The sequence below is a fragment of the Proteus genomosp. 6 genome (assembly GCF_040139785.1).
Taxonomy (GTDB): domain Bacteria; phylum Pseudomonadota; class Gammaproteobacteria; order Enterobacterales; family Enterobacteriaceae; genus Proteus.
In genome coordinates this window covers 528,222-545,370 of sequence record NZ_JBEEVJ010000001.1, presented here as the reverse complement: position 1 = coordinate 545,370, position 17,149 = coordinate 528,222, and the positions used below count along the sequence as shown (strand labels likewise).

16 protein-coding genes are annotated in these 17,149 nt (G+C 39.3%); 5 read left to right on the top strand and 11 right to left on the bottom strand.

Features of this window, described 5'->3' with window-relative positions; translation table 11 throughout:
- Positions 1-13: 13 nt before the first annotated feature.
- The 7 genes from ABN212_RS02390 to ABN212_RS02360 all read right to left on the bottom strand — a co-directional run bounded on the left by ABN212_RS02390 (position 14) and on the right by ABN212_RS02360 (position 6,944).
- A complete protein-coding gene (locus ABN212_RS02390) occupies positions 14-1,036 on the bottom strand; it encodes an FAD:protein FMN transferase (protein ID WP_109373920.1) in 1,023 nt (340 codons plus the stop codon).
- An 80-nt stretch (positions 1,037-1,116) separates the two neighbouring features.
- Positions 1,117-2,343, bottom strand: a complete 1,227-nt coding sequence (gene nqrF / locus ABN212_RS02385; protein WP_109373919.1) for an NADH:ubiquinone reductase (Na(+)-transporting) subunit F — start codon at positions 2,341-2,343, stop codon at positions 1,117-1,119.
- Positions 2,344-2,359: 16 nt separating this feature from the next.
- Entirely contained in the window at positions 2,360-2,956 is a 597-nt protein-coding gene (gene nqrE, locus ABN212_RS02380; RefSeq protein ID WP_349442811.1) for an NADH:ubiquinone reductase (Na(+)-transporting) subunit E, read from the bottom strand.
- A 5-nt stretch (positions 2,957-2,961) separates the two neighbouring features.
- Entirely contained in the window at positions 2,962-3,591 is a 630-nt protein-coding gene (locus ABN212_RS02375; protein WP_088493503.1) for an NADH:ubiquinone reductase (Na(+)-transporting) subunit D, read from the bottom strand.
- Positions 3,584-4,369, bottom strand: coding sequence for a Na(+)-translocating NADH-quinone reductase subunit C (locus ABN212_RS02370; RefSeq protein ID WP_349442809.1), 786 nt, complete (start codon positions 4,367-4,369; stop codon positions 3,584-3,586). Before ABN212_RS02370 ends, ABN212_RS02375 begins: the two co-directional genes overlap by 8 nt.
- Positions 4,362-5,600 (bottom strand): NADH:ubiquinone reductase (Na(+)-transporting) subunit B, encoded by a 1,239-nt coding sequence (locus ABN212_RS02365; RefSeq protein WP_023581003.1) that lies wholly within the window; start codon positions 5,598-5,600, stop codon positions 4,362-4,364. The genes ABN212_RS02370 and ABN212_RS02365 overlap by 8 nt, the downstream gene beginning before the upstream one ends.
- Before the next feature lie 3 nt (positions 5,601-5,603).
- Positions 5,604-6,944, bottom strand: coding sequence for a Na(+)-translocating NADH-quinone reductase subunit A (locus ABN212_RS02360; protein WP_349442808.1), 1,341 nt, complete (start codon positions 6,942-6,944; stop codon positions 5,604-5,606).
- 415 nt (positions 6,945-7,359) lie between these two features.
- Between ABN212_RS02360 and ABN212_RS02355 the strand changes: the two genes are divergently transcribed.
- Positions 7,360-8,127, top strand: coding sequence for a L,D-transpeptidase family protein (locus tag ABN212_RS02355; RefSeq protein WP_198620983.1), 768 nt, complete (start codon positions 7,360-7,362; stop codon positions 8,125-8,127).
- Here ABN212_RS02355 and ABN212_RS02350 read toward each other — a convergent pair.
- The gene (locus ABN212_RS02350; protein ID WP_100158656.1) at positions 8,098-8,865 is read right to left on the bottom strand and encodes a class II glutamine amidotransferase; all 768 of its coding nucleotides are present in this window, start codon (positions 8,863-8,865) and stop codon (positions 8,098-8,100) included. The two genes, ABN212_RS02355 and ABN212_RS02350, sit on opposite strands and share 30 nt — an antisense overlap.
- Positions 8,866-8,918: 53 nt before the next feature.
- Positions 8,919-9,497 carry a D-sedoheptulose 7-phosphate isomerase gene (lpcA, locus tag ABN212_RS02345; protein ID WP_006534804.1) on the bottom strand — a complete coding sequence of 193 codons (579 nt, stop codon included), beginning with the start codon at positions 9,495-9,497 and terminating at the stop codon, positions 8,919-8,921.
- A gap of 238 nt (positions 9,498-9,735) precedes the next feature.
- Between lpcA and fadE the strand changes: the two genes are divergently transcribed.
- A complete protein-coding gene (fadE, locus tag ABN212_RS02340) occupies positions 9,736-12,183 on the top strand; it encodes an acyl-CoA dehydrogenase FadE (protein ID WP_198620984.1) in 2,448 nt (815 codons plus the stop codon).
- A 109-nt stretch (positions 12,184-12,292) separates the two neighbouring features.
- On the opposite strand, the gene lysA is transcribed toward fadE, so the two are convergent.
- Entirely contained in the window at positions 12,293-13,534 is a 1,242-nt protein-coding gene (lysA, locus tag ABN212_RS02335; protein WP_198620985.1) for a diaminopimelate decarboxylase, read from the bottom strand.
- A 112-nt stretch (positions 13,535-13,646) separates the two neighbouring features.
- On the opposite strand from lysA, the gene ABN212_RS02330 reads away from it, so the two are divergent.
- Positions 13,647-14,573, top strand: coding sequence for a LysR family transcriptional regulator (locus ABN212_RS02330; RefSeq protein ID WP_198620986.1), 927 nt, complete (start codon positions 13,647-13,649; stop codon positions 14,571-14,573).
- Here the strand turns inward: ABN212_RS02330 and ABN212_RS02325 are convergent.
- Positions 14,550-15,470, bottom strand: coding sequence for a LysR family transcriptional regulator (locus ABN212_RS02325; RefSeq protein ID WP_198620987.1), 921 nt, complete (start codon positions 15,468-15,470; stop codon positions 14,550-14,552). The genes ABN212_RS02330 and ABN212_RS02325 overlap by 24 nt on opposite strands.
- A gap of 105 nt (positions 15,471-15,575) precedes the next feature.
- On the opposite strand from ABN212_RS02325, the gene ABN212_RS02320 reads away from it, so the two are divergent.
- Positions 15,576-16,448, top strand: coding sequence for an MBL fold metallo-hydrolase (locus tag ABN212_RS02320; RefSeq protein WP_349442807.1), 873 nt, complete (start codon positions 15,576-15,578; stop codon positions 16,446-16,448).
- Complete coding sequence (locus ABN212_RS02315) at positions 16,436-17,104, top strand: DsbA family protein (protein ID WP_349442806.1); 669 nt, start codon at positions 16,436-16,438, stop codon at positions 17,102-17,104. Before ABN212_RS02320 ends, ABN212_RS02315 begins: the two co-directional genes overlap by 13 nt.
- Positions 17,105-17,149 lie beyond the last annotated feature (45 nt).

Below are 17,149 nucleotides of genomic sequence, written 5' to 3'. Positions count from 1 at the left end.
CTCTCCTTAAATTCTACTTTTTCAAGAACGGGGCGAATGCTTTACTATAACGCTCTTCAAACCCATTTTCAGTTTTCACTATCATAAAGACAGGAATATTTAGCTCGTTTGCTACTGCTAACCCTTTTTCAGGCCCTAAAACATTCAATCCTGTCGAAAGACCATCTGCGCTCATGCAAGTTGGCACAATCACAGTAATAGAAACAAGGTTATGTTTAATAGGATGACCTGTGGTTGGGTCAATAGTATGAGAAAAACGGACACCATTCTCTTCAAAATAGTTACGATAATCACCAGAAGTGGCTATTGAGTTATCACCTGGTTCAATAATTAACTGAACACTCTGTTTTGTGCCGTCATTTGCTGGTTTTTCAATCGCTATACGCCAAAGCTTGTCATTACCATTCACGCCTTGGGTTCTTACTTCACCACCAATATCAACCATATAGTTAGTAATATTCTGTGAAATTAAATATTCAGCCACAGCATCAACGCCATAGCCTTTAGCAATCGAAGATAGATCGACATAAAGCTCAGGGATCTTCTTAATTAATGTATTACCTTCAACAGCAAGGTAATCAATTCCAATCCACTGTTTACGTTTTTCTAATTCATCTTCAGAAGGTTGATGCGTAAATCGGCCTTCTGGGCCAAATCCCCATAAATTAACTAACGGTCCAACGGTCACATCTAAAGCACCATCTGTTATTTTATTAATACGGATAGCTTCACTGACTACTTTAGCTGTCGCGGGTGAAACAGGAAATGGGGTATTAATTTCACGGCTTTGATTGAAACGACTGAGTTCAGAATGAGGACGATATGTTGACATTTGATCGTTAACTTCTTCAAGGATACGATCAATCTCTGTTTGTAAGACGTTTTGTGGAGGTGAATTACTGTCAGGAACATATTTAATCGAGTAATAAGTTCCCATGGTTTCACCTTCTAATACCTGCTGCTTTTCACCACATGCAGATAATAGAACTAATGCAGACAGCATCACTATCCAATTTATCATCTTTCTTTTTAACATAACTCTCTCTTCTGATCATGAGCGCCCACATAAGTGGGCGCTTGTCATTTCATTCATTTATGCTTTATCGGAAGTTAGGATCAACCCCCAAAGTCATCCAGCATAATGTTTTCATCTTCAACGCCTAAGTCTTTGAGCATTTTAATAACTGCTGCATTCATCACTGGCGGTCCACACATATAGAATTCACAGTCTTCTGGTGCTGGATGATTTTTGAGGTAGTTTTCAAACAACACATTGTGAATAAATCCAGTATAGCCAGTCCAATTATCTTCAGGCAATGCATCTGAAAGCGCGACATTCCATGTGAAGTTTTCGTTCTCTCTCGCGAGCATGTCGAAATCTTCTGTGTAGAACATTTCACGAACAGAACGCGCACCATACCAGAAGCTGATTTTACGTTTAGAATGTAAGCGTTTTAATTGATCAAAAATGTGTGAGCGCATTGGTGCCATACCTGCACCACCACCAATAAAGATCATTTCAGCATCAGTTTTCTTAGCAAAGAATTCGCCAAATGGCCCTGAAATCGTCACCTTATCACCTGGTTTTAATGACCAAATATATGATGACATAATTCCTGGTGGCACATCAGGATTACGTGGCGGAGGTGTTGCAATACGCACGTTTAACATGATGATGCCATGTTCTTCTGGATAGTTCGCCATTGAATAAGCACGTACAGTGGTTTCTTTAACATCAGAAACATAGCGGAACAAATTAAATTTATCCCAATCTTCACGATACTCTTCTGGTACATCAAAATCTTCATAACGTACCGTATGAGGAGGACATTCGATTTGAATAAATCCACCTGCACGGAAAGGTACAACCTCACCTTCAGGGATTTTTAACACTAATTCTTTAATAAAAGTGGCTTTATTATCATTTGAGATAACTTCACATTCCCACTTTTTAACACCAAAGATTTCTTCCGGTAATTCTAATTTCAGGTTGTTTTTTACGTTTACCTGACACGCTAAACGACAACCTTCTTTAGCTTCACGCTTATTAATATGTGAAAGTTCTGTCGGTAAAATATCACCGCCACCTTCCAGCACTTTAACGCGGCACTGACCACAAGAGCCACCGCCACCGCAAGCTGATGAAATAAAAATACCTTCGTTTGATAGTACGTTAAGTAATTTATCACCTGCTGGTGCATCAAAACTTTTGTCTGGGTCTCCATTGACCTCAACTGAAATATCCCCTGTATTGACCAGTTTTGATTTTGCGAACAAAATCAACGCTGTTAATACCAATACAATCAGGGTAAACATCACGACACCTAGAATAATTATATCCATGAGTTCTTCTCACCCTTTATAGCTGAACACCAGAGAAGGACATGAAACCTAATGCCATCAACCCTGTGGTGACAAAAGTAACGCCTAACCCTTTCATACCTGCCGGTACATCCGCGTACTTCATTTTCTCACGGATAGAAGCCAGTAATACGATGGCTAACATCCAACCAATCCCAGAACCGAAACCATAAACAATAGATTCACTGAAGTTATAGTCACGTTGTGCCATAAATGACACGCCACCGAAAATGGCACAGTTAACGGTAATAAGTGGCAAGAAGATCCCTAGTGCGTTATACAGCGCAGGGAAATAACGGTCTAAAATCATTTCTAGGATTTGTACCAGTGCCGCAATCACACCAATGAAAGTGATAAAGCTTAAGAAACTTAAATCAACACCTTCCATTAATGCATTATCACGTAACACATAGTTGTAAACCAAGTTATTCAACGGTACAGAAAGACCTAGAACAACGGTAACAGCGATACCTAATCCAAAAGCTGTTTTTACGTTTTTAGAAACGGCGAGGAATGTACACATCCCTAAGAAGAATGCGAGCGCCATATTCTCAATAAAAACAGCACGAACAAACAGGCTTATATAATGTTCCATGGCGATTAGTCCTCTTCAACCTGTGCAGGTTTTAATGTACGTAATCCCCAAATTAGCAAGCCAATAATAAAGAACGCACTTGGTGCTAACAGGAATAAACCGTTTGGCTGATACCAGCCACCATTTTGGACAGACTCCATCACTGTAATGCCGAATAATTTACCAGAACCAAAAAGTTCACGTAAAAAACCAACAAGGATCAAGATAACGCCGTATCCTAAGCCGTTACCAATACCATCCATAAAGCTTTCAACAGGAGGTGCTTTCATCGCATAAGCTTCAGCACGTCCCATTACAATACAGTTAGTAATGATAAGACCAACGAAAACAGAAAGTTGCTTAGAAATTTCATACGCATAAGCTTGTAGTATTTGGTCAACAACGATAACTAATGAAGCAATAATCGCCATTTGAACAATAATACGAACACTACTTGGTATGTAATTACGAATGAGTGAAATAAAGAAGCTTGAAAATGCAGTAACCAAAGTTACCGCAATTGTCATCACTAATGCGGTTTCAAGTTTTGTTGTTACAGCCAATGCAGAACACACACCTAATACCTGTAAGGCAATCGGGTTGTTATCTAACAATGGCCCAAGTAAAACTCGTTTAATTTCTTTTGTATCAGCCATTGATCTCTCCTTCACGAACTTTTTTCAGGAATGGGCCGAAACCTTTTTCACCTAACCAGAAATCGAACATATGCTGGATACCATTTGAGGTCAGTGTCGCGCCAGAAAGTCCATCAATACCATAAGGGCTATCAGTTGTACCACTACGTACTATCTTAATTGCAGGAGTACCTTGTTCGTTAATTAAGCGCTTACCCTTCCATTGTGCTTTCCATTGTGGATTGTCTACTTCACCACCTAAGCCCGGTGTTTCACCATGAGCATAATAGGTAATGCCTTTAGAAGTCACACCATCAATATCAACCGCAACGAAAGCATACATCACAGACCATAAGCCAGAACCATAAACAGGTAGAACAACTTCTGTGGTTTTGCCTTGTTCATCAAGCACAAAGTAGACTTCTGCTGTATTAGCACGACGGCGAATTTTGGCGATATCTTCTTGTGGCGATAATGCAATTGAAGTGTCATCACTGCGTAAAGCCGCACTTAAATCAAAACTGCCTTTACTATCAGTCAGTTCACCTGTCTGGAAATTAACAATTTTTGCTTTAATACGAGAGTCATACACCTTCAGTACATCTGTCGCACTCATTTTAGGTACGAGCAGACCCGCAACATCAAGAATATTACGTTGTTTATCAAGAAGTTTTTGTTCTTCTTGTTTAGACTTCAGTCCAACAGCGGCTCCTGCTACTACCACGGAACACACCAGACATAGAATAAATACAACGAGGAACGTTCTTGCGACGCTATCTTTGTTTTTCTCTTTAGCCACGAGCTTGTCTCCGCTTAATATTCGCCTGAACAACCACGTAATCAAACAGTGGTGCAAATAAGTTTGCGAATAAGATTGCCAGCATCATACCTTCTGGGTAAGCCGGATTGACGACACGAATAAGCACAGCCATTACGCCAATCAAAATACCGTAAGCCCATTTACCTTTATCGGTAAACGATGCGGATACTGGATCTGTTGCCATAAACATCATACCGAAAGCAAAACCACCTAATACTAAGTGCCAGTGCCAAGGCATTGAGAAGAGAGGATTAGTATCTGAACCGATAAAATTAAACAGGTATGACATTGCAATCATGCCCACCATTACCCCAGCAACAATACGCCATGAAGCAATGCGAGCAAAAAGAATGACAGCTCCGCCGATTAAAATCATCAGTGTTGAAACTTCACCGATCGACCCTGGAATATATCCAAGGAAAGCATCCATCCAAGAGATTGGTTGTTGAGTGACGGTATTTAATAATGCACTTTCACCCGATACAGACCATTGCGATAATGGTGTCGCACCAGAGAAGCCATCAGCCGCAGTCCAAACCAGATCACCTGAGATTTGAGCAGGATAGGCAAAGAACAGGAATGCGCGACCTGCTAATGCAGGGTTTAAGAAGTTACGCCCTGTACCACCAAAGATTTCTTTCGCGATAACAACACCAAACGTAATACCTAATGCAGCCTGCCAAAGTGGTAATGTTGGCGGTACGATCAAGGCAAATAAGATTGATGTAACAAAGAAGCCTTCGTTAATTTCATGACCACGAATAAAGGCAAAAAGAACTTCCCAAAATCCACCAACCGCAAAAACAACAAGATAAATAGGTAAAAAGTAAGTTGCACCAAGTAGCATCTTACTTGCCCATCCAGCATCTGTTGTTAATGATGCGCCGAGAAATTCAGCGAGGCGATAGTGCCAATCTGAAGCAATAATTTGCTGTAATTCAGCACCGCTATATAACTGATTAAGTGCTGGGATCGCTTGATGACCGACGTTATACATTCCCCAAAACATTGCTGGGAAAACAGCCAACCAAACTAAGATCATCATGCGTTTTAGGTCAATAGTGTCACGAACATGCCCACCATTACGCGTGACAGTACCTGGCGTATAAAATACCGTGGTAACGGCTTCATAAAGTACGTACCATTTTGCTAATTTGCCACCGGGCTCAAAATGGTGCTCTACTTTTTCAAATAAATTTTTCAAACCCATGAGTTACCCTTCCTGCTCAATTTTGGTCAATACTTGGCGCAGTGCTGGGCCATACTCATATTTGCTTGGGCAAACATAAGTACATAATCCCAAATCTTCTTCATCCAATTCCAAACAACCTAATGCTTGAGAACTGTCAGTATCACCTACAACTAAATCACGTAATAAATGCGTTGCCATAATGTCTAACGGCATCACACGCTCATAGTTACCAATTGGTACCATTGAACGTTCGCCACCATTCATTGTGGTTGTAAATGCAAAGCGTTTATTTTTTAAGAAGTGACCGATAGTTGTACGAGTGATAGAAAATTTATCGCTACCCGGCATACCCCAACCAAATAACTCTTTATCACGGCCTTCGCGTAATACAGAAACTTGGTTATGGAAACGACCTAAATAGTGATGAGCCTCATCAGATTTCCATCCCCATAATACAGAGCCAGAAATAATGCGGTTTTCACCATCAACTAATTGATCTTTAGTTAACTCATAGAGATCAGCCCCTAAACGAGTACGCACTAAACGAGGTGCTTTTACTTGAGGGCCAGCTAATGCAACAACACGCTCTGTATATAAAGAACCTGTTGTAAACAAATAACCAATAGCAATGATATCTTGGTAATTTAAATGCCAAACCATTTTCTTAGCACTCACAGGTTCTAAGAAATGGATATGCGTACCAACTAATCCTGCTGGATGTGGGCCTGCAAATTGGTTATAGCTAATTTGTCCATCATTTAATTTTGTAGGTGATTTTTCACCATGACAAACATAGACTTTGCCTTCGGTTAAACGAGTTAAAACAACAAGACCATCATTAAATGCCTTCTCATTTTGCTCAATAATAACCATAGGATCTGCTGCAAGCGGATTTGTATCCATTGCAGAGACAAAAATGGCGACAGGTGTTGTGCCTAAACGCGGAGTACGGCTATAAGGACGAGTCCTTAATGTAGTCCACATTCCCGAATTAACGAGGTTAGTTTCAACTTGTTCACGGGTCAGGTCTGAGAGCGTTGAGCTATCATAACGGTTAAAGGTGATTTCTTCGTCGCCATCAATTTCGATAACGATAGATTGGAACACACGACGTTCGCCGCGGTTAATTGCAACGACTTTACCACAAGCTGGGCTGGTGAAAATGACACCGGCATTCTTTTTATCTTCAAAAAGAATTTGCCCTTTTTTTACATGCTCACCTTCCGAAACCATCATAGAAGGACGCATACCGACATATTCTTCACCTAGCAATGCTACGCGTCGAATCGCGGGTCCGTCTTCTATCACTTGGGCAGGTGCTCCTGCAATTGGGAGGTCGAGTCCTTTTTTAATTTTAATCATAAGATTTGCACAAGTTTATCAGTTAAACCCTAAGCTACAAATTCACCCCGAAAATGTAGCGACTCTGTAATAAAAACATCTTAAGGTGTTTTTGAACCCTAAGTTATTTATCTCCGATAATTGTTAACTATTTCTCTTATTCTGCCGAACTGAATTTTATCATCTCAGCCTAAACCTGTCTGACTATTCGAGTGATTTAGCTCAAGCAAATGGGAATATTATTTTGACTGAAACGTTAATAACTCGTATAAACCGAATTAAAATATCATCTTTTTCGACGAGCGCTTAAATTTCATACAGAATATTTTGTAAAAGAAAAGAAACCATATCAGATTTTAATTTACAAATTTATTGCTTCATAGCAATCTACGATCTACTTTATCAACAAATTTTAAGCTATTTTTCTGATAAAACCATGACCAGTCACGCAAAACAACTAATCAGTTTTTTAACATTAATGTTAATTTCTTTATTTGTTAACGCTGAAAATAATTCAAGTTTTCTAATGAAACCTGTTAAAAAAAGTACAGGTCAGCCTATCTATATTCAGATTTTCAAAGAAGAAAGCTTACTTGAACTTTATACGGAAAAATTAGATGGGCAATTAGAAAAAGTACGTACTTACCCCATTTGTAGCTATTCTGGAGGCCTTGGACCTAAAAAGTTTCAAGGTGATTTAAAAAGCCCCGAGGGTTTTTATCAGGTTAATTTCTCACAATTAAATCCGAACAGTCGATTTTACCGAGCTATCAACCTAGGATTTCCTAATCAATATGATAAATCAAAAGGATACACTGGCGATTTTTTAATGATCCACGGGGCTTGTAAATCGGTTGGTTGCTATGCAATGACAGATTCTGTGATGGATGAAATTTATCAGTATGCTGAATTGGCGCTACAAGGTGGTCAATCTACGATTAATATTCATATTTTTCCATTTAAAATGACCACTGAAAATATGAAGAAACATCAGTATTCAAAAGATATGGATTTCTGGCAACAGCTTATGCCAGCCTACCAATATGTTGAAGAACGCAAACAAATCCCATCTGTTACCGTTCAAAATGGACGTTATTTCGTTAATAGCACTTTGACTTCACCTAATAGTGTAAACCCTGTCCTTAGCTTATCGCAAAATAGTGAAAGCAAATGGTTACAGAATACGCACACCACGATCAAATAAGACAAACTCACCAGCGGGAATACGCTGCCAAGATTCATTTCCAGTCAATGGTAATGTTGAAATAACAGAAACCACATCATCTGATTGTGTGTGTTGTTGGAAATCGATTTCTACATCTTGATCAAGTAATTTGGCTTTGCCGAAAGGTGCTTTACGCGTGATCCAATGTAAATTAGTTGAACAATATGCCATTACAAATCGACCATCTGACAACAGCATATTAAAAACCCCTTTTTGCTTTAATTGAGAGGCTAAAACAGCGATAAAACGAAATACAGCAGGCCAATTCACAGGGGTTCTTTTATAACGATTTTCGAGCTGATTTAAGATCCAGCAAAAAGCTTTTTCACTATCCGTCTGCCCTATGGCTCTAAAACGCCCCGTATCAAGAGATTGATAACCTTTTAGTTGACCATTATGTGCATAAGTCCAGTTTTTTCCCCATAATTCACGAGTAAAAGGATGGGTATTTTCTAAAGAGACATTACCTCGATTCGCTTGACGAATATGAGCGATCACAGCCTCTGATTTAATCGGGTATTCTTGAACAAAGCGAGCGACTGGTGAAATTGCACTAGCTTGAGGATCTTTAAATGTACGACATCCCAACCCTTCGTAGAAAGTAATTCCCCAACCATCTTTATGAGGCCCTGTCTTACCACCTCTTGGAATTAATCCACTTAGACTGAAATTAATATCTGTCGGTACATTTGCACTCATGCCTAACAACTCACACATCGCTCACTCCTTCTTGCCGATGTTTCTTGCTAATTTATAGCAATATCAACAAATTATTTTTCCATTTCTTTTTCAATTAATTGGATCAGAATATGGATAACTTTAATATGAATTTCTTGAATACGATCAGCGTAACCGAAATGAGGTACACGAATTTCAATATCTGCTGTACCGTCCATTTTTCCGCCATCTTTACCCGTTAGCGTAATGACTTTCATGCCTTTCTCACGCGCAGCACTAATTGCTTTGATGATATTGCCTGAATTGCCTGAGGTTGAAATACCCAGCAGAACGTCACCTTCTTTACCCACAGCTTCAACATAGCGAGAAAAGATATATTCATAGCCAAAATCATTACTTACACATGAGATATGGCTTACATCTGAAATAGCAATGGCAGGATAACCAGGGCGATTTTCACGATAGCGCCCAGTTAGCTCTTCTGCAAAATGCATTGCATCACAATGAGAGCCACCATTACCGCAAGATAATACTTTACCGCCTGCTTTGAAAGAATCTGCTAATAACACCGCAGCTTTTTGGATAGCTTCAATATTTGCGTCATCTTGAAGAAAGCGAGATAGCGTATCTGCTGCTTCTGTTAATTCACCACGGATAAGATCTTGGTACATAGGATTTTTACTCCAGAAAGGGTAATCGAAATTTTCTGTTTCTCAGTGTAACGGATTAAATGTCATGAAAGAAGATGCCTATTATAGACAAATGCTAACTTCTCTCATTTACGAATAATTTGTGAGCTATATTGTAATTAGAATGTAAATATATTGATAAAAGTTAGTGACTAGATTAGATCTAAATAACAAACAACAGGTCTGACCTCTGATCTCTTGCTAAATACAGGAGTTTATTATGACACTACTCAGTATCGTACTTTTTATCGTTCTTATTGGCTTACTTAGTTATCGCAAATTCAGTATCGCGGTAAGTAGCCTCGCGCTTATTGCTTATACATTAGTCATGGGTGTCGCCAATATTTGGAGTTACTGGTTACTCCTTCCCGTTGCATTGGTTTTATTACCCTTTACTATTCCTTCTATTCGTAGAGCCTATATCTCAGTACCTGCACTTAAAGCATTTCAAAAAGTCATGCCTTCTATGTCTAAAACAGAACAAGAAGCTATTGATGCAGGTACAACATGGTGGGAAGGTGAGTTGTTCCGTGGTGCTCCCGACTGGAAACAACTTCATAATTACCCTAAACCACAGCTAACAGCTGAAGAGCAAGCTTTCCTTGATGGCCCAGTCGAAGAAGTTTGTCGCATGACAAATGACTTTGAAATCACTCATGAATTAGCTGATTTACCTCCTGAAATCTGGCAATACCTTAAAGATAATCGCTTCTTTGCGATGATCATTAAAAAAGAGTACGGCGGGTTAGAGTTTTCAGCCTACGCTCAATCACGCGTATTGCAAAAGCTGTCAGGAGTGTCTGGTATTTTAGCCATCACCGTTGGTGTACCTAACTCTTTAGGTCCTGGTGAGCTACTGCAACACTACGGTACTGATGAACAGAAAAAACGCTATTTACCAGGCTTAGCCAAAGGGGATGAGATTCCTTGTTTCGCCTTAACAAGCCCTGAAGCGGGTTCCGATGCAGGAGCTATTCCTGATAGTGGTGTTGTCTGTATGGGTGAATGGCAAGGAGAGCAAGTGCTTGGCCTTCGTTTAACATGGAATAAACGCTATATCACTCTTGCTCCTATCGCGACCGTATTAGGATTAGCATTTAAATTACGCGATCCTGACCATCTATTAAGTAATGACGAGAACCCAGGCATTACCTGCGCGTTAATTCCAACTAATGTCAAAGGTGTTGAAATCGGTCATCGTCATTTCCCATTGAACGTACCATTTATGAATGGGCCAACTCGTGGTAAAGATGTTTTTGTTCCTATCGATTACATCATCGGTGGGCCAAAAATGGCAGGTCAAGGTTGGAGAATGCTGGTGGAATGTCTCTCTGTAGGTCGAGGGATTACTCTGCCTTCAAATTCTACTGGTGGATTAAAAAGTGTGGCAATGGCAGCTGGTGCTTATTCTCGTATCCGTCGTCAGTTCAAAATTCCAATTGGCAAAATGGAAGGTATTGAAGAGCCATTAGCACGTCTGGCTGGTAACGCCTATCTTTTAGATTCTGCAGCGACCTTAATTACTACGGGTATTATGCTAGGAGAAAAACCCGCCGTATTATCAGCTATCGTCAAATATCACTGTACTCACCGAGCGCAACGTGGCGTTATCGATGCAATGGATATCGTGGGTGGTAAAGGGATCTGCCTTGGACCATCAAACTTTGTCGCACGTTCTTATCAAGGCTCTCCAATTGCCATCACTGTTGAAGGTGCCAATATTTTAACTCGTAGCATGATCATTTATGGTCAAGGTGCTATCCGTTGTCATCCTTATGTATTAGATGAAATTGCAGCAGCACGAGACAATAACCTACATGATTTTGACCGCGCTTTATTTGGTCATATTGGTCATGTGGCAAGTAATACTTTACGTAGTTTGTGGTTGGGTATCACTAATGGTCGATTAAGTAATTCTCCTACTAATGATGAAACCCGTCGTTATTATCAACAAATTAACCGCCTAAGTGCCAATATGGCGCTATTGTCTGATGTTTCAATGGGAGTTTTAGGTGGAAGCTTAAAACGTCGTGAGCGTATTTCAGCACGTTTAGGTGACATATTAAGTCATATTTTTCTCGCTTCTGCCGCGCTTAAGCGTTATGAAGATGAAGGTCGCCATACCGCGGATTTACCTCTCGTACATTGGAGCGTAAAAGAGTGCTTATACCAAGCTGAAAATGCAATTGATGAACTGCTACGCAATTTTCCAAGCCGTGTTATCGCAGGCACCATGCGTGCAATTATTTTCCCACTAGGTAAAGCTCAAAAATTACCATCAGATAAATTAGATAGCAAAGTAGCACAACTTATCCAACAACCGTCTGAGACTCGTGATCGCATTGGTAGAGGTCAGTACTTAACACCGAGCGAGCATAATCCACATGGTTTAATGGAAGAAGCACTACTGGATATCTTAGCTGCTGAGCCTATTTTCGACCGCATTTGCCGCCTCTATGAGAAGAAATTTAGCTTTACTCAATTAGATAAATTAGCGGATAAAGCACTGGCTGATAAACGAGTAACTCAAGAAGAAGCCGATATCTTACGTAAAGCAGAACAGAGTCGCTTACGGAGTATCAATGTTGATGAGTTTGACTTTGATGCATTGGCGGTACCTGCAAAAAAGCAGAAAGCTGACAATCTCAAAACAGATAAAGCCGCTTAAAAATATATAGGGGAAGATGTTTCCCTATAAAACACAAACACCTCATCACTAAAATTGTCATGAGGTGTTTTTTATTTTTCAATGAAAGCATATTTAATAAAAAAATGAATTAGAGATCTAATTCCAACGCTAATAACTCTTCTATTGTTTGACGACGACGAATTAATTGGGGAACGCCCTCTGTTATCAACACTTCAGGAATAAGTGGTCGGCTATTATAATTTGATGACATTGAAGCACCATAAGCTCCAGTATCATGAATAACTAAATAATCACCTACCTGTGCTTGAGGTAATAAACGAGGAACAACAGTGCCTCCCTCCTGCTGAGTAAAAACATCTCCAGATTCACACAAAGGACCAGCCACAATCGTCTCTTGTAATTCTGTCATTGGTTTTATTTGACCATGGCTATCTAAAACTGAAATTTGATGATAACTGCCATACATTGCAGGGCGCATTAAATCACTAAATCCAGCATCCACCAGCACATAATGACGACTTCCCATTGATTTAACGGCTCTCACTTGTGAAATCAATACCCCTGACTCAGCCACTAAAAAACGTCCTGGCTCGATTTCTAACTCAACAGAATGTCCTAACTGTTGTGCAATACGCTGACGAGCCTTATCCCATAAAGAAAAATAATGATCCAAATCGACTGTCGCATCACCCTCTTGATAAGGCGTTGATAATCCGCCTCCTGCCGAAATAGCCTGAATATCAACTTGAGAGGTAAGCACTTGCTCTACCATTGCATCACAGACACTAGAAAGGTGTTGATAATCAACACCAGAGCCAATATGCATATGAAAACCAACTAGCGTTAAATTGTATTGTTGGATCACAGCTAACGCTTCAGGCACATCTTCATACCAAATACCATGCTTACTGTTTTCTCCGCCTGTATTGGTTTTTTGGCTATGTCCATGACCAAATCCAGGATTAATTCTTATCCAAACCGCATGCCCTTGATTGCGTTTACCTAATTGACGAAGCATATCAATGGAGCCAGCATTAACAGGAATATCCAATTCAACAACACGCTCAATGGTTTTTTCATCAAGTAAATCAGCCGTAAAGACAATCTCACTTTTTTCTCTACCTCCTTGATAACCCGCAACTAAAGCACGTTCAATCTCTCCTAATGAAACAGAGTCAACTTTAACACCCTGTGCTTTCATTAAACGTAAGATATGAATATTGGAGCAGGCTTTTTGAGCAAAACGAACCACATCAAAAGATTTAAGCTGAGCAATACGCTGAGAAATCGTATCGCCTTGATAAATCCATAATGGCGTTCCATAAGTTTGTGCTAATTGGTATTGAGCCATAGTTATTGATATTGTCATGTTATCTACTCATAAAAATCACGGGGGAATAAATTCATTATTTATTAACTTACAAGGGAATAAAAATATCAAATAAGCTACACTCTATTCATCCGTGATATAGGAATAGACAATGAAAGCTCCTTTTAATTGGCGGCATATTGAAATTTTTCATGCAGTAATGACCACTCAGAATCTAACTGAAGCCGCAGAGTTACTGAAAACATCACAACCCACTGTCAGTAGAGAGTTATCTCGTCTTGAGCATCTATTAGCATTTAAATTATTTGATAGAATAAAAGGCCGTTTACAACCCACAACTGAAGGGTTACGCTTTTTTGAGGAAGTACAGCGTTCTTATTATGGCTTAGATAGAATAATTAACGCAGCTGAAAATATTCGCCATTTTAACCAAGCAGAATTGAATATCACCTGCTTGCCCGCATTTGCTCAGTCATTATTACCTTCAATTTGCCGACAATTTCTAGATACATATCCTGATGTTAACTTAACCATTGTTCCGCAAGAATCCCCATTATTAGAGGAGTGGTTATCGGCTCAACATTATGATTTAGGATTGACTGAACACACTCAAACGCCAGCAGGAACGCGACAAGAAACGCTACTCACACTCAATGAAGTTGCAGTTTTGCCAAAATCACACCCATTGTGTAAAAAGCCATTGTTAAATCCTGCTGATTTTCAAAGCCAGCGTTTTATTAGCTTGTCTGCCAATGATAGCTACCGACAATTGATTGATACCGTTTTTATTAAAGATGGAATTACACGACAGCTAGTGATGGAAACACAAAGCGCCGCCTCTATTTGTGCAATGGTGAGTGAAAATATCGGCATTTCAATTGTTAACCCGATTACCGCACTTGATTACTTAGATAAGTCTATTTGTCTTCGTCCTTTAAGCTTTTCTATCCCCTTTACCATCAGCTTAATTACTCCAACACATCGCCCGTCATCACAACTTGTTTCCTATTTTATTGATGTGATGAAAGAGACATTATCAGATTACCCTAAGCAATTAACCCAAGCTTTTACCCGATAAAGCAAGCCAGTAAGGTGATGATGAAAACCACTCAACTAAGAAATCCAACAATACTCTGACAGCTGCGGGCATATTTTGCCGACTCGCTAAAACTGCATAAATCCCCATCGGCAAAGCTTGATAGTTAGCCAAAACTTGTTCTAATTCACCGCTTTCAAGATAAGGTTTGGCTGAATAATAAGGTTGTAGCGATATGCCGACTCCTTTTAACGTAGCTTGCAATAAAACAACTGATTCATTTGCACTTAAATTACCGCCAACAGGGACTGAATAACGTTCATCACCTAAATTAAATTCCCACAAGCTACGACCAAAAAATCGGTAAGTTAAACATTGATGCTGCGCAAGCTCATCTGGCGTTTGAGGTATACCTTTTTTTGCTAAGTAATCTTTATGAGCACACACCACTGAAAGACATGTCGCTAATGAGCGTGCGATTAAATTAGGCTCAAGGTGATTCGTAATACGCAATGCAATATCAATTCGTTCTTCTACCAAATTCACGGTTTGATTGGTAATTTGTAAATCAACCGCAATTAAAGGATAACGTTGCATAAACTCGCATATCGCCACTGACAAAATGCTATTTGCTAATGATTGTGAACTGGTAATACGAACAAGCCCACTGATTTGATGACGTTCTTTCGGAATATTGGCAGGAATACGTTCAGCCATTTCTAATAGCTGTAAACTCTGTTCATATACCATTTCACCTACTGATGTTAGGCTTTGTTTGCGTGTCGTTCTATGCAATAAACGCACCCCTGCCCACTCTTCCATTTCATTTAAATATCGCGTCACCATCGCTCTAGACATACCTAGATAATCAGCAGCTTTTATCATGCTTCCCTGCTTCACAATGGTTACAAACACTTCTGATGCTTTTATTTTATCCATTTCATTTACTCGATTTACGCAACAATCAATTGCCTAAAATAGGGTTTTTCTCTTGTTTTATGCAACATATTATAGTCAGCAACAACATTATGGAGAAAACAAAAGATGAAAAAATTACTTCCTTTAACACTTGCAACTACCGCATTCTTCGCAACATCAGCGCTAGCAACTGATTTAACATTAGATATTTATAACCCAGGAGAAGCGAGTGTTTTTCCTGTCTCTTCTGAAATTATTTATGGCGATAAAGATGCCGTATTAATTGATGCACAATTTCAAAAAAATGATGCACAAGCGCTGGTTGATAAAATAAAAGCCTCTGGAAAAAACCTGACTTATATCTATATCAGCCATTCTGATCCTGATTTTTATTTTGGGTTAGATGTCATTACTAATGCATTTCCAAATGCCAAAGTGATTGCAACCGCCCCCACAATTAAAGCCATTAATGAAACACAAGCAGGAAAACTTGCCTACTGGGGGCCTGTGCTTAAAGAAAATGCCCCTCAGAAAATTATCATTCCTGAAGAACTAAAAGGTGATAGTTTTTCTTTAGAAGGCGAAACCATTTCAGTCAAAGGCTTAGACGGACAATCTCCAGATAGAACATACCTTTATGTTCCAAAACTTAATGCAGTAATGGGTGGTGTTTTAGTTTCTGAAAATATTCATGTTTGGTTGGCTGATACCCAAACTGTGGCAGAACGCCAACATTGGGTTAGTGCATTGCAGCAAATAAAATCACTATCCCCAAAAACCGTTATTCCTGGTCACTATTTACCAAAAGCAACATATGACCTACAAGCTGTTGACTTCACAATGAATTACCTAATTGAAGCTGAGAAAAATCTTGAAAAGACAAAAAATTCAGATGAATTTATTGCAGCAATGGAAAAAAATCATCAGAATTTAGCAGATAAATCAAGCCTAGAGCTTAGTGCAAAAGTACTAAAAGGAGAGATGCAGTGGCCTCAGTAGCAAGCAATACAGGTAATACCCAAGGTACTAAAATATTGCACTATATTTATGATCCTCTTTGTGGTTGGTGCTACGGCATTGCCCCTTTGATTGAAGCAGTAAGCAATGCATTTCCACATTCCATTAAGCTACATGGTGGTGGATTGTTTACACCCGCAAGAGTAGTAACGGGTGGTCAATCATGGAAAGAGCATGTCACGCCAATTGATGACCGTATTAGTCAATTATCTGGCCAAGTTTTTAGTCATGCGTATCGTGATTGCCTTGGTAATACGGAGATGGTATTAAATTCACTGCTACCTATTTCAGCTATTCTTGTTGCCGAAAAAATGGGAAACCGTGATGTTTATTTACTAAAAGCATTACAAGAGGCCTATTATCTTGATGGTTTAAATATCAGTGACAAAGACACACTGCTATTTATTGTGAAAAAACTTGGCTTTGATGTTGAACAATTTGCATCCTTATTATCTGACATCAGCAATAACCAAGTTCAGCAACATTTAAACCAAACACAACAATTAATACACCAAGTTAATGGTCGTGGTTTTCCGACTTTATTTATTGAAGATAACCAAGGTTATCGCCTGATATCGATTGAAAAATATTTAGGTGATAGAAAACGTTGGCAGCAATTTATAAAAGAAAATCTATAATCTTCTTTTCAGTGTGCTGATTAATTTCCGCACACTGCCTTCTTT

Coding starts and splice junctions, on each gene's coding strand:
- ABN212_RS02330 (WP_198620986.1), top strand. CDS start 13,647: ATGAAAGCTCCTTTTAATTGGCGGCATATTGAAATTTTTCATGCAGTA.
- ABN212_RS02325 (WP_198620987.1), bottom strand. CDS start 15,470: ATGGATAAAATAAAAGCATCAGAAGTGTTTGTAACCATTGTGAAGCAG.
- nqrE (WP_349442811.1), bottom strand. CDS start 2,956: ATGGAACATTATATAAGCCTGTTTGTTCGTGCTGTTTTTATTGAGAAT.
- ABN212_RS02365 (WP_023581003.1), bottom strand. CDS start 5,600: ATGGGTTTGAAAAATTTATTTGAAAAAGTAGAGCACCATTTTGAGCCC.
- fadE (WP_198620984.1), top strand. CDS start 9,736: ATGACACTACTCAGTATCGTACTTTTTATCGTTCTTATTGGCTTACTT.
- ABN212_RS02360 (WP_349442808.1), bottom strand. CDS start 6,944: ATGATTAAAATTAAAAAAGGACTCGACCTCCCAATTGCAGGAGCACCT.
- ABN212_RS02390 (WP_109373920.1), bottom strand. CDS start 1,036: ATGTTAAAAAGAAAGATGATAAATTGGATAGTGATGCTGTCTGCATTA.
- ABN212_RS02350 (WP_100158656.1), bottom strand. CDS start 8,865: ATGTGTGAGTTGTTAGGCATGAGTGCAAATGTACCGACAGATATTAAT.
- lysA (WP_198620985.1), bottom strand. CDS start 13,534: ATGACAATATCAATAACTATGGCTCAATACCAATTAGCACAAACTTAT.
- ABN212_RS02320 (WP_349442807.1), top strand. CDS start 15,576: ATGAAAAAATTACTTCCTTTAACACTTGCAACTACCGCATTCTTCGCA.
- nqrF (WP_109373919.1), bottom strand. CDS start 2,343: ATGGATATAATTATTCTAGGTGTCGTGATGTTTACCCTGATTGTATTG.
- ABN212_RS02355 (WP_198620983.1), top strand. CDS start 7,360: ATGACCAGTCACGCAAAACAACTAATCAGTTTTTTAACATTAATGTTA.
- lpcA (WP_006534804.1), bottom strand. CDS start 9,497: ATGTACCAAGATCTTATCCGTGGTGAATTAACAGAAGCAGCAGATACG.
- ABN212_RS02375 (WP_088493503.1), bottom strand. CDS start 3,591: ATGGCTGATACAAAAGAAATTAAACGAGTTTTACTTGGGCCATTGTTA.